At 68.7% G+C, this 12,684-nt stretch carries 13 protein-coding genes; 1 reads left to right on the forward strand and 12 read right to left on the reverse strand.

From position 1 onward, the window contains the following. Nucleotides 1-39: 39 nt before the first annotated feature. Complete coding sequence (locus tag ACLHIH_RS07125; RefSeq protein WP_411316007.1) at nt 40-1,158, forward strand: GNAT family N-acetyltransferase; 1,119 nt, start codon at nt 40-42, stop codon at nt 1,156-1,158. An 18-nt stretch (nt 1,159-1,176) separates the two neighbouring features. Here the strand turns inward: ACLHIH_RS07125 and mutM are convergent, their stop codons facing one another. The 12 genes from mutM to hydA form a co-directional block, all read right to left on the reverse strand. Further along, nucleotides 1,177-2,097 carry a bifunctional DNA-formamidopyrimidine glycosylase/DNA-(apurinic or apyrimidinic site) lyase gene (gene mutM, locus ACLHIH_RS07130; protein WP_411316008.1) on the reverse strand — a complete coding sequence of 307 codons (921 nt, stop codon included), beginning with the start codon at nt 2,095-2,097 and terminating at the stop codon, nt 1,177-1,179. 15 nt (nt 2,098-2,112) lie between these two features. Then, the gene (rnc, locus tag ACLHIH_RS07135) at nt 2,113-2,841 is read right to left on the reverse strand and encodes a ribonuclease III (RefSeq protein ID WP_411316009.1); all 729 of its coding nucleotides are present in this window, start codon (nt 2,839-2,841) and stop codon (nt 2,113-2,115) included. A gap of 4 nt (nt 2,842-2,845) precedes the next feature. Next, nucleotides 2,846-3,049, reverse strand: a complete 204-nt coding sequence (gene rpmF, locus ACLHIH_RS07140; RefSeq protein WP_411316010.1) for a 50S ribosomal protein L32 — start codon at nt 3,047-3,049, stop codon at nt 2,846-2,848. A gap of 2 nt (nt 3,050-3,051) precedes the next feature. Next, nucleotides 3,052-3,633 carry a YceD family protein gene (locus ACLHIH_RS07145; protein ID WP_411316011.1) on the reverse strand — a complete coding sequence of 194 codons (582 nt, stop codon included), beginning with the start codon at nt 3,631-3,633 and terminating at the stop codon, nt 3,052-3,054. A 77-nt stretch (nt 3,634-3,710) separates the two neighbouring features. Beyond that, nucleotides 3,711-5,036, reverse strand: a complete 1,326-nt coding sequence (locus ACLHIH_RS07150; RefSeq protein WP_411316012.1) for an aspartate aminotransferase family protein — start codon at nt 5,034-5,036, stop codon at nt 3,711-3,713. 51 nt (nt 5,037-5,087) lie between these two features. After that, nucleotides 5,088-6,323 carry an FAD-binding domain-containing protein gene (locus tag ACLHIH_RS07155; protein ID WP_411316013.1) on the reverse strand — a complete coding sequence of 412 codons (1,236 nt, stop codon included), beginning with the start codon at nt 6,321-6,323 and terminating at the stop codon, nt 5,088-5,090. 47 nt (nt 6,324-6,370) lie between these two features. Beyond that, on the reverse strand, nt 6,371-7,516 hold the full coding sequence (locus ACLHIH_RS07160; RefSeq protein ID WP_411316015.1) for an ABC transporter substrate-binding protein: 1,146 nt from the start codon (nt 7,514-7,516) through the stop codon (nt 6,371-6,373). Next, complete coding sequence (locus ACLHIH_RS07165; protein WP_411316016.1) at nt 7,513-8,316, reverse strand: ABC transporter permease; 804 nt, start codon at nt 8,314-8,316, stop codon at nt 7,513-7,515. Before ACLHIH_RS07165 ends, ACLHIH_RS07160 begins: the two co-directional genes overlap by 4 nt. Before the next feature lie 23 nt (nt 8,317-8,339). Next, a complete protein-coding gene (locus ACLHIH_RS07170; protein WP_411316017.1) occupies nt 8,340-9,179 on the reverse strand; it encodes an ABC transporter ATP-binding protein in 840 nt (279 codons plus the stop codon). Then, nucleotides 9,176-10,123: an ABC transporter permease gene (locus tag ACLHIH_RS07175; RefSeq protein ID WP_411316018.1), complete on the reverse strand. Its 948-nt coding sequence runs from the start codon at nt 10,121-10,123 to the stop codon at nt 9,176-9,178. The genes ACLHIH_RS07170 and ACLHIH_RS07175 overlap by 4 nt, the downstream gene beginning before the upstream one ends. After that, nucleotides 10,120-11,148 (reverse strand): TIGR03842 family LLM class F420-dependent oxidoreductase, encoded by a 1,029-nt coding sequence (locus ACLHIH_RS07180; protein ID WP_411316019.1) that lies wholly within the window; start codon nt 11,146-11,148, stop codon nt 10,120-10,122. Before ACLHIH_RS07180 ends, ACLHIH_RS07175 begins: the two co-directional genes overlap by 4 nt. 91 nt (nt 11,149-11,239) lie before the next feature. Further along, on the reverse strand, nt 11,240-12,673 hold the full coding sequence (hydA, locus tag ACLHIH_RS07185) for a dihydropyrimidinase (protein WP_411316020.1): 1,434 nt from the start codon (nt 12,671-12,673) through the stop codon (nt 11,240-11,242). Between the last annotated feature and the right edge of the window lie 11 nt (nt 12,674-12,684).

The following is a 12,684-nucleotide window of genomic DNA, read 5'->3' on the forward strand; positions in this document are numbered from 1 at the left end:
GACAGAGGCACCCGACAGACACGAGGAGACGACGCCACCATGAACGTCACGATCGACGAGCTCGTCATCCCCTCCCGCTTCGACGACCCGGCGACGCGCGGTGCCGCCGACGACTTCTGCGAGATGGCCGCGCTCACCAACCTCGTCGAGGCCGACGCGGTCGGAGACGACGACCTCGCCTACTCCGCCGCCGACCTGCTGCCCGAGTGGAACGACCCCTACGAGCCGAAGCGGGCATGGCTCGCGCGGGTGCCGTCGGCCGGGTCGTCGCGCGGCACGGGCCGCATCGTCGGGCGCGGCCTCTACGAGGTCGAGGTCGCCGAGGAAGCGGTCGCCGCGTGGATCAAGGTCGAGGTGCTGCCCGAGTTCCGCGGGCGCGGCATCGGCTCCGCGCTCTTCGACGTGCTCGTCGACCACGCGCGCATCGACGGTCGCACGGTTCTGCAGAGCTACGCGCTTGGGCCCTACCCGGTCGAGAACGCGCCGGAGCCAGAGCGGCTCGACTCCCCGACGGGGTTCGGCGCCGTTCTCCGCAGCAGCCCGGGCACGTCGTTCCTCCTGGCTCGGGGATTCCGGCTCGAACAGGTCGAGAGATACAGCAGGCTCCGCCTCCCGGTCGACGACGCGACGCTCGATGCTCTGCGGGCGTCGGCGCGCGCCTCGGCGGGCGGCGACTATCGCATCGTGCACTGGCTCGGCGCGACACCGGAGCGCTGGCGCGGTGATGTCGCGATGCTGCACCAGCGGATGAGCACCGATGCCCCCTCGGCGGGGCTCGACATCGCAGAAGACCCGTGGGACGACGCTCGCGTCATCGCGATGGATGCGCGCAACGACGCGAGTCCGCGCACATCCCTCGTCACGGCGGTGGAGCACGTGCCGAGCGGCACTCTCGCGGGGTTCACCGAACTCTCCATTCCCGCGGAGGGGCACTTCCCCGTCGCCCAGATGGACACCCTCGTGCTGCGGGAGCACCGCGGTCACCGGCTCGGGATGCTCCTCAAACTCGCGGGCATCGACGCCCTGCAGTCGCAGCGCCCCGGCCACCCGAGCATCACGACGTTCAACGCCGAAGAGAACCGGCACATGCTCTCGGTCAACGAGGCGATCGGGTTCGTCGCCGTCGGCGCCGAGGGGGCGTGGCGCCGGGAGCTCTAGGGGTCAGCGCCGTGTCGGTCAGCGCGTGAGGCGCTGACACCACGTGCACAGGTGCGACCCGCGGTTCATGAACTGGATGCGGCGGATCGGCCGACCGCACCGCGGGCACGGCTTTCCCTGCTGCCCATAGGCGTTGAGCGAGTGGGAGAAGTACCCCGAGGCCCCGTTGACGTTGACGTACTGGCTGTCGAAACTCGTGCCGCCCTCGAGGAGCGCTTTCGCGAGCACCTCGCGGACCTCGCCGAGGAGCGTGCGGGCGCGACGCCGCGACAGTCGACTCGCGGGCTGATCGAAGTGCACCTTCGCCGCCCACAGAGACTCGTCGGCGTAGATGTTGCCGATGCCGCTCACGACCCGCTGGTCGAGCAGCACGCGCTTGATGCCCGACGACTTCGACGCGAGTGCATCGAGAAAGCGGTCGTCGTCGAATGCCGGGTCGAGGGGATCCCTCGCGATGTGCGCGACGTGCGACGGCACGAGCGGAGCGTCGAGACTCGCGTCTCCCGTGAACCCGCCGGGGCCGCCATCCCTCGTCGCAACGAGGCTGTCGATGGCCATCGACCCGAAGATGCGCTGGTCGACGAAATTGAGTCGGAGTGCGCCGTGCTCGGGATGCGCGAAATCGAACCGGATGCGCGTGAGCCTGTCATCGGTCTGCCGATCACGCAAGAGCATCTGGCCCGACATGCCGAGGTGGGCGACGAGAGCGGTGGCGCTACCGACCGCGTCGCGCTCGAGGAGGGGGAACCACAGGAACTTGCCGCGTCGCGCGGCGACCGAGATCGTCGAGCCCACGAGCCGCTCGACGAAGTCCTCGGCGGGCCCCTCGTGGCGCCGGAGCGAGCGCTCGTCAAAGATCGTGACGGCCGTGATGGTCGCACCGGAGACGGCGGGCGCGAGACCGGCACGCACGACCTCGACTTCGGGGAGCTCAGGCACGCGGGGATCCCGCGATCACGACGTGAGCGAGGTCCACGCGAGGAGGGCCGCCGCCATCTCGGCGTGCTTCTTGCTCGACCCGTCGCCCTCGGCGATCGGGCCCTCGGTTCCGAGGCTCACGGCCGCGTGGAAGCGCTTCGAATGGTCGGGGCCGCTGTCGCTCACCGCGTATCGCGGCACTCCGCGGCCCAGCTGCGCCGAGAGCTCCTGCAGGGCGGTCTTCGGGTCCATGGCGGCTCCGAAACGGGCCGGGTCGATGAGGAGCGGGGCGATGAGTCGCATGACGAGTCCGGTCGCCGCCTCGGGGCCCGCCGAGAGGTAGGTCGCACCGATCACGGCTTCGACGGTGTCGGCGAGGATCGAGGACTTGTCCCGCCCGCCGGTCAATTCTTCACCGCGACCGAGCCGGATGTGTCGACCGAGGTCGATGGACCTCGCGACCTCGGCGAGAGCGACACTGCTCACGAGGCTCGCGCGGCGCTTCGCCAGTTCGCCCTCGTCGAGATCCGGGTTCTCGGTGTAGAGCATGACGGTCACGGCTTGCCCGAGGATCGAGTCGCCGAGGAACTCGAGGCGCTCGTTGTGTGGGATTCCGCCGTTTTCGTACGCGAAAGAGCGGTGGGTCAGTGCGAGCTCGAGGAGCTCTTCACTGACGTCCACCGCGAGTTCACGCGCGAGGATCGATCGCACGAGGGGCGCGCCTTCGCGAGGCGCACGAGCGTGACCGTCCGCAGGACGAGTCATCGGCTCAGACGTCGGCGACCTTGCGGCCCTTGTACTCCATGTACAGAGGGGTGCCGGTGGAGTCTTCGACGACCTTCGCGCGGTGCGGGAGGCTGTAGGTGACCTTTCCGCCCTCGATGGTCTTCACGAGGGTGGGAGGCGTGGCCTTCCACTGGGCGCGGCGCGCGCGGGTGCTCGCGCGGGACATTTTGCGCTTCGGTACGGCCATGACTATCTCTTTTCCTCGGTGGCGCCATCGTTCTCTGCGCCAGCAACATCATCGGTTGGGGTGCCGGTCACACCCTGGAGTCCTGACAGAGCGGCCCATCGAGGATCGATGGGTGCTTCGTGCTCGTGACCCGGATCGTCGAGGAGCCTCGCCCCACAAGTCGGGCACAGCCCGGGGCAGTTCTCTTGACAGACCGGTTGAAACGGAAGTGACAACACTACCGCGTCTCTGACCAGCGGTTCGAGATCGATGGAGTCGTCTTGAACCTCGTAGTCGAAAGCTTCGTCATGAGAATACGCGAAAAGCTCCTGTATATCGACCTCGATGGGGAGCTCGACGTCGGTGAGGCATCGCACGCACTCCCCCACTGCGGTCGCCGTGACATCCGCGCTCACGAGGATTCCGTCGTGCAGCGACTCGAGACGCACGTCGATGCGCACCTCGCCGCCGGTCGGCACGCCGATGACCGCGTTGCCGAACCCCTCGGGCACGACGGCGTCGACGAGCTTCTCCCGCATCTCACCCGGACGGTGCATGAGATCGAAGACGGGGACGACGAATGGGGATTTCGAGATGTGCGGCACTCGCGGAATTGTACTCGCGTGCCCGTGTGCGCCTCCCCGACGTTCTCGGTCAGCGCACTCCGCGCGGAGGCCGGCTCTCAGCTCGAGGAGGCCGCCACGGCCGTGAACGCCTCGTCGTAGGCGACCATGGCCCTCTCGACCTCGGCGGGGGTGACGACGCACGGCGGCACGACGTGGATGCGGTTGTCGGCCGCGAACGGCAGCACCCCTCGCGCCAGGAGCTCGCGCTTGAGCGCCGCGATCGTCGCGGGGCCGACAGGGGCGCGGGTCTTGGGGTCGGTCACGAGGTCGAGCGCCCAGAACACGCCGACTCCGCGCACCTCCCCGATCATCGGATGTCTGGCCGCGAGCGCCGCGAGCGCCGGCCCCAGGTGGTCGGTGCCGATCATCCGCGCGTTCTCGATGACGCCCTCGTCGACCATGGCGTCGATCGACGCGACGATGGATGCCGCGGCGAGGGCGTGACCGGAGTAGGTGAGCCCCCCGGGGAAGACGCGCTCGTCGAAGTGCCGCGCGATCTCGTCGGAGATGATCACGCCGCCGACCGGCACGTAGCCGGAGTTGACGCCCTTCGCGAAAGTCACGAGGTCGGGGGTGATTCCCGCGAGCTGGAAGGCGAACCACTCGCCCGCGCGGCCGAAGCCGCTCATGACCTCGTCGACGATGAGCTTGATGCCGTAGCGGTCGCAGATCTCGCGCACGCCCTGCAGATAGCCGGGCGGGGGCACGAGCACTCCCGCGGTTCCCGGGATGCCCTCGAGGATGATCGCGGCGATCGACTCGGGCCCCTCGGCCTGCACGACCCGCTCGAGGTGGTGGAGTGCCCGCTCGCTCTCTTCGGCCTCGCTCGACGCCCAGAACTCGGAGCGGTAGAGGAAGGGTCCGAAGAAGTGCACGTGACCGCGCGCGAACTCGTTGGGAACGCGGCGCCAGTCGCCCGTCGCCACGATCGCGGCTCCCGTGTTGCCGTGGTACGAGCGGTAGGTCGACAGCACCTTGTCGCGGCCCGTCACGAGGCGCGCCATGCGGATGGCGTTCTCGTTGGCATCGGCGCCCCCGTTGGTGAAGAAGACCTTCGAGAACGGGGGGCCCGCCTTCTCGACGATGCGCTGGGCCGCCTCGCCGCGCGCGATGTCGGCGTGGGGTGGGGCGACCATCGTGAGCAGCTCGGCTTGCTTCTGAATGGCCGCGACGACCTTCGGATGCTGGTGGCCGATGTTCATGTTCACGAGCTGGCTCGAGAAGTCGAGGTACTCGCGGCCGTCGAAATCCCAGATCGTCGACGCGAGCCCCCCGGCGATGACGAACGGGTCGAGGGCACCCTGAGCCGACCAGGAGTGGAAGACGTGAGCGCGGTCGAGGTCGTGCGCGCGACGACCCTCCACTGCATCGATGCCGGTCATGGGGTCTCCTGCGGGTCGCGGTCGGATTCTCACACTATTACGAGGCCCGCTCTAGGTGAGGTGCTGCGCGCGGAGCAACTCGGGGATGCGCTCACGGAAGGGGAAGAAGCCCCGACGCGCGTGCGGCCACGCGAGGGTGTCCCACTCGCGACGCACGCGCACGAGTCGGACGCCGTCGGGCAGCTCGCGCTCGATGGCGTCGAGCATCTCGGAGGCGGGACCGACGGGCGCGACGGGAGTCACGATGGTCGAGACGTCGGCTCGCCGCATCCACTCGTCGAGGTCGTCGAGGCCGACGTGCTCGGGCTCGCTTCCCCTCTCGGCGACGTGGGCACGCGCCCGGGAGACGCCGTCGTCGACGGCCGCGATCGAGAACCGCGCGACATCGCCTGCGACACGGAGCGGCGAGCGCGACCCGACCGACGAGAACGCCGTGACCCCCACGATGTCGGCGGGCCCGAGGTCGAGACTCTCGACGTGCAGATCGTCGTCGTGCAGAAGGAGCACGGCACGCCCCGCGGGCGCAGGCTCGGTGGCGGGGAGTTCGCGTGCATCCGGTGCGGGGTCGTCGTCGATCGCGGGGGCTGTGGGGGCGAGCCCGCTCGGGCGGAACCGCCCCTCCGTGAACTTCTCGATGTTGTCTGCCGTCGCGAGGTAGGTCTTGCCCGTCGTCTGGAGACCGGCGACCCAGCGCCACGAGAGGGTGTTCGACGCGGGGTCTCCGTCGAGCAGGTGTCGGTAGAAGAAGTCGGCTCCGAGCTGCCACGGCAACCGGAGGGTGAAGATCCAGATGCTCGCGAACCACATGCGCGTGTGGTTGTGGAGGTAGCCGTTCTCGACGAGCTCGGAGACCCACGCGTCGAAACACTCGATTCCGGTGCGGGCCTCGAGAGCCGCGGCGAGGCCGACCGAGAAGTCGGCGTCGTCGGATGCCGCGGTCAACCGCTCGACGTCTGCGCGGTAGCCCGCCCACACGCTCGGTCGCAGCTCGAGCCAGCCCTTCCAGTAGGTGCGCCAGAAGACCTCCTGCACGAACTTCTGCGCCGCGGCGGGGGAATGCTTCTCGAGCACGCCCTCGATGATCTCGCGCTCGGTCACGAGCCGGTGGCTCACATACCGCGAGAGCATCGAGACGGCGGTGTCGCGGCCGGGGCCGGGGTCGGTGTTGCGCCCGACGGCGTAGTCGCGGCCCGCCCGCGGCACGAAGTCGGCGAGGAGTTCGAGCCCCGCCGCGCGAGTGGGTGCGAACACGGGAGCGTCGGAAGACGTGCGAGGGGCGGTCGACATGGTCGCACCATACCGACCGCCCCAGACAGAACGGCGTGAGCCCGCCGCTACTGACCGCCCTCGGTGACCTCGACCTCGATGGGCTCGAAGTCGGCGCCCGTGAGGTCGATGTCCTCCCCCTCGAGTTCGTCGAGGGCCATCTGGATCCACTCGTTCGTCCACGCGGAGCTCGGCGGCTCCTCGGTGATGAGCGAGGCACCGGTCTCGTTGGTCGCCGAGAGCGCGCCCTCGACGGTGTCGTTCCAGGCATCCTCGTCGATGATTCCGATGCCGTTCTCCGACGGCCAGATGAGCTTGTTGGTCTCGTTGACCATCCACAGCTCGTGCGTGAGCCCCCAGCCCGACCCCTCGTTGATCGTGATGTCGGCCGCCGCCTCGGGCTCGTTCGCGGCGTAGGCCCAGCCCTTGATCACGGCCTTGAGGAACGCGACGGTGGTCTCCTGGTACTCCTCGTCGCTCTCGAGCCTCTCGGTGTCGGCCCAGATGGCGTCTTGCAGCATCGCGCCGCCCGCCTCGTTGTAGTCGATGACCGAGAAGTCTTCGGGCTGATAGAGCTCGCCCGTGTCGGGATCGGTGCTCTCGAGCAGTTGCGCGTACTCGTTGTAGGTCATCGCCTGGGCCGCGTCGATGTCGCCCTCGAGGAAGGCGTTCATGTTGAAGTCCTGCGTGATGATCTCGACCGACGTCGCGTCGAGTCCCTCGGCGGCCATCGCCGCGAAGATCTCCCACTCGTTGCCGAAACCCCAGCTGCCGATGCGCTTGCCCTCGAAGTCGGCGACCGACTCGATGCCGCTGTCGGCCCACGCGACCTGCAGGGTGCCGGAGCGCTGGAAGATCTGGGCGATGTCGGTGATGTTCGCGCCGGCCTCGATCGACCCGAGGGCCTTGGGCACCCACGCGATCGCGTAGTCGACGTCTCCCGCGACGAGGGCGTCTTGCGGAACGATGTCTCCGCCGCTCGGGATGATCTCGACGTCGAGCCCCTCCTCCTCGAAGAACCCCTGGTCGAGGGCTGCGTAGTAGCCCGCGAACTGGCCCTGGGGCAGCCACTGCAACTGGAGACTCACGGGAGTGAGATCGCCGGAGCCACCGGAGCCGCCGGAGTCTCCCGACGACGAGCAAGCCGAGAGGAGGAGGGCCGAGCTCAGGAGACCTGCTCCGAGAGCGACGGCACGACGCCTGCTGTGTGTCATGTCAGTTCCTTTCGTGGTGCGGTGAGGGGTGTTTTCGTGGGGGTGAGTGTCGAGGCGACGGTGAGCCTGCGGGGTGTCGCGGCTCTCTCGAGGGCGGCGGTCGCGACGAAGAAGAGCAGACCGAGCACGATGCCGCCGACGACGTATGCCCACGCCCGGGCGTAGGCGCTCGTCGCCGCCGACGACGAGATGAGCGAGCCGAGCCCGCCGCGCGGGCCGCCGAAATACTCCGCGACGAGGGCCGAGATCACCGCGAGCGACGACGCGACCCTGATGCCCGTGACGATGTACGGACGCGCCGCCGGAATCGTGAGCACGCGCACGACCTGACCCGGCCCCGCGGCATACGACCTCATGAGGTCGCGGTGCACGGGGTCGGTCTGCCGGAGCCCTCGGAGCGTGTTGATGAAGACGGGCACGAACACCGCGAGGCCCGCGATCGTGCGCCTGCCCGTCTCGGAGTCGGCACCGAACATCGTGTTGAGTACGGGGGCGAGGGCGACGATCGGAACCACCGCGAGGCCCGCGACGAGAGGGGCCGAGAGGTGATCGACGACGCGGTTGAGTGAAGCGAGGAGCGCCACGAGGATGCCGACGACCGAGCCGACGACGAGACCGATGAGGGCGTTGAGCCCCGTGCTCCCGACCGCCGCGACGAGTGCGGGCCAGAACTCGACGATCTGCTCGACGATGCTCAGCGGGCTCGGCAGCAGGTAGTCGTCGATCTCGCCCACGATGACGACGAGTTGCCACGCGACGAGCACGACGACCCCGAGCGCGACGGGCGCACCGATCCTCACGATCGAGTCTCGCGACGGCGCCGTCATCGGTTGTCCGTGCCCCTCGCGGGGGCGCCGCGGTGGAGGGCCTCGCGCACGGCCGTGACCATCTCGAAGAACGCGGGGTCTTCGCGGATGCCGTCGCCGCGCTCAGAGGCGGGCCCGAGGGCCATGGGCACGACCGTCTCGATCCGGCCGGGACGAGGCGACATGACGACGACGCGATCGGAGAGGAACACCGCCTCGGGGATCGAGTGGGTCACGAAGACGACCGCTGCCCCGGTCTCGGCGCAGATGCGCGTGAGCTCCGTCTGCATGCGCTCGCGCGTCATCTCGTCGAGCGCGCCGAACGGTTCATCCATGAGGAGGAGGTTGGGCTTCTCGGCGAGAGCGCGCGCGATCGCGATGCGCTGCTGCATCCCGCCCGAGAGTTCGTCGGGATAGCGCTCACCGAAATCGGAGAGGCCGACGAGATCGAGCAGCTCGCGCGACCGCGCGGCGCGCTGCGCCTTCGAGAACCCGTGGAGTTCGAGGGGGAGCTCGATGTTCGCCGCGACCGTGCGCCACGGCAGGAGTCCGGCTTGCTGGAACGCGATGCCGTAGTCCTGGTCGATCCGGGCCTGCTTCGCCGACTTGCCGAAGATCTCGAGGGACCCGCTCGAGGGGGTGTCGAGGTCGGCGATGAGCCTCAAGAGCGTGCTCTTTCCGCACCCGGACGGGCCGATGAGGGAGACGAACTCCCCCGCGCTCACCACGAGGTCGACGCCGTCGAGCGCCGTGACCCCCGCGGCCTCGAAGACCTTGCCCACCCCCGACGCGACGACGGCGTCGGCTCCGCGGGCGTGAACACCCTCCGTCGTGGGGACCGTTTCGTCGAGCGTCATGCGCTCACCTCAGCTCTGCGATAGTTGCGCAACCCGCCGCCGATGAGGGCGACGGATCCCGCGGCGAGGAGCCCCAGGAGGATGGCTCCGAAAATGGGACCCCACGACTTGGCAGGGTCGCCGCTCGCCTGGCCGGCGAACTGCACGATCATGCGACCGAGCCCACCCCGCAGCCCCGTCGAGACCTCGGCCACGATCGCCCCGACGACGGCGTTGGCCGCCCCGAGCCTGAGCGCGGGCAGCAGGTAGGGCACGCTCGCCGGGAGGCGGAGCTTGACGAGGGTCGCCCACCATCCGGCGGCGTACGACGTCATGAGGTCGGTGTGCATCGCGGCGGGAGACGTCAGCCCCCGCAGCGCCCCGATCGCGATGGGGAAGAACGCGAGATACGACGCGATGAGAGCAACCGACATCCAGTCCTGCCACTCGAACGCGCCGATCTCGACCCTCGACCCCCAGCTGCGCACGACGGGCGCGAAGGCGATGAGGGGCACGGTCTGGCTCAGCACGATCCACGGCAGGAGGCTCGCCTCGGCGATGCGCGAGCGCACCATGAGAAGCGAGAGCGCGAAGCCCACGACGAGGCCGAGGAGCCACCCGACCGCGGCGATACCGAGCGTGAGGGATGCCGCACCCGCGACCTCGAGCCACAGGGGCGGGGAACCATCCGCGCGCGTCACCGGTTCGAACAACCGCACGACCATGTCGGGGATGTGCGGCATCGCGAGGTCGCTCGTGCGCGGCAGGATGCGCGCACCGCCGATGACGAGGCCGTCGGCGGGACCAAGCCACTTGTAGAGCTCCCACACGGCGGCCACCGCGAGGATCGCGAGAGCGCCGAGGCCGAGGCGCGACGCCGTCGCGCGAGACGAGCGGGCCCGCCCCCGCGGGGAACGCACCGCGGGAGGCGCGTCGACCGCGGAAGGCGTGCCCGCGCCCGTCACGACCGGGCCACGATCGTGTCGCTCAGGGCCGGGATGACCGTCTCCCCGTAGACGCGCAGGGTCTCCTCCTTGTTGTCGTGCTGGAGGTAGCCGGCGAACTGGTCGACGCCGAGCGCCCGCAGTTTCTCGAGCTTCCCGATGTGCTGTTCGGCCGTGCCGAGGATGCAGAACCTGTCGACGATCTCGTCGGGCACGAAACTCGTGTGGCTGTTGCCCGCGCGACCGTGCTCGTTGTAGTCGTAGCTCTCCCGGCCGGCGATGTAGTCGGTGAGCGCGGGCGGAACCGAACTGTCTGCCCCGTACTTGCTCACGATGTCGGCCACGTGGTTGCCGACCATCCCGCCGAACCAGCGGCACTGGTCGCGCATGTGCGCTCGGGACTCCTCGGTGTCGTCGCCGATGTACATCGGGGCCGCGACGCAGAACTTTATGGAGTCCGGATCACGCCCCACGTTCTCGGCGGCGCGGCGCACGGTCGCGATCATCCACTCGGCGATGTCGAGGTCGGCGAGCTGCAGGATGAACCCGTCGCCCACCTCACCGGTGAGCTTGAGGGCGAGCGGGCCGTATGCCGCGACCCACATCTCGAGCTCGGAACCCCGGCTCCACGGAAACTGGAGGGTCTGCCCGTTGTATTCGACCGACCGGCTGTTGGCGAGCTCGCGGATCACGTGGATCGACTCGCGCAGCGACTTGAGGGTCGTGGGCGCACCGCCCGTCACTCGCACGGCACTGTCGCCACGGCCGATGCCGCAGATCGTGCGGTTGCCGTACATCTCGTTGAGCGTCGCGTAGGTCGACGCCGTCACCGTCCAGTCGCGCGTCGCGGGGTTGGTGACCATCGGGCCGACCTTCACGCGACGCGTCTCGGCGAGGATCTGGCTGTAGATGACGTACGGCTCCTGCCACAGCAGGTGCGAGTCGAAGGTCCACACGTGGCTGAACCCGTGCTGCTCGGCGAGCTTGGCGAGGTGCACCGTGCGCGAGGCCGGCGGGTTGGTCTGCAGTACCGCTCCGAAGTCCATCAGATCCTCTTTCCGCCCGCCGACAGTGCGCAGTTTCCGCCAGACTGTGCCGGATCCTGCGTACCCTCGCGGAAATTGCGTACCTTCGGCATCAGATGAGGTACTGCGACAGGCCGCGCTTGATGTAGCGCCCGTCGCCCTTCGATCCGAGGTACTCGTTGCCGTCGACGACGACCCTGCCGCGGCTGATCACGGTGTCGACGTGCCCGTCGATCTCGTAGCCCTCCCACGCCGAGTAGTCCATGTTCATGTGGTGCGTCTGGTCGACCCCGATGGATGTGTGCCCGCTCGGGTCGTAGACGACGATGTCACCGTCGGCTCCCGGCTGGATCACCCCCTTCGTGCCGTACATCCCGAACATGCGCGCGGGGGTCGTGGACGTCACCTCGACCCACCTCTCGAGCGAGAGTTTGCCGTCGACGACACCCTGATAGAGGAGGTCCATGCGGTGTTCGACCGATCCGATGCCGTTGGGGATCTTGGAGAAGTCGCCGAGGCCCATGTCTTTCTGGCCCTTCATGCAGAACGGGCAGTGGTCGGTCGAGACCATCTGGATGTCGTTCGTGCGGAGGCTCTGCCACATGTGGTGCTGGTGACCCTCGTGCTTCGAGCGCAGCGGGGTGGAGCACACCCACTTGGCCCCCTCGAAGTCGCCCCACTCGTCGCTCGAGGCGCCGAGCTGGTCTTCGAGCGAGAGGTAGAGGTACTGCGGGCACGTCTCGCCGAACACGTTCTGCCCGCGGTCGCGCGCGACGGCGATCTGCGCGACCGCTTGCTTCGCGCTGACGTGCACGACGTAGAGCGGGGCGCCGGTGAGGTCGGCGAGCATGATGGCGCGGTGCGTGGCCTCCTCCTCCGCCTGCCACGGGCGCGTGAGCCCGTGGTTGTACGGCGAGGTGTTGCCCGCGGCGATCGCCTGCTGCACGAGGAGGTCGATGACGCTGCCGTTCTCGGCGTGCATCATGATCATCGATCCGTTCGACGCGGCTTTCTGCATCGCTTTGACGATCTGGCCGTCGTCGGAGAGGAACACCCCCTTGTAGGCCATGAAGAGCTTGAAGCTCGTGACCCCTTCGTCGATGAGTTCGTCCATCGCCGTGAGCGACGAGTCCTGCACGTCGGAGAGGATCTGGTGGAACCCGTAGTCGATCGCGCACTGGCCCGCCGCCCTCTCGTGCCACAGGGCGTACTGGTCGAGCACGTTCTCGCCCGCGTACTGCACGACGAAGTCGACGATGCTCGTCGTGCCCCCGTGGGCGGCGGCCCGCGTGCCCGTTTCGAAGGTGTCGGATGCCTCGGTGCCGCCGAACGGCATCTGCATGTGGGTGTGGGCGTCGATCCCCCCGGGGATCACGTATTTGCCCGCGGCGTCGATGACGGTGTCGACGTTGCGCTCGATGTCGAACCCGAGGAGCGAGGAACCGGGGGCGAGCACGGCGGCGATCGTCTCGCCGTCGATGAGCACGTCGGCCGGGGCGCGCCCCGTGGAGTTGACGACGGTGCCGTTCTTGATGAGGGTCTTCATCGACCTGCCTT

The sequence above is a fragment of the Marisediminicola sp. LYQ134 genome (genome assembly GCF_046599635.1).
Taxonomy (GTDB): Bacteria; Actinomycetota; Actinomycetes; order Actinomycetales; family Microbacteriaceae; genus Marisediminicola.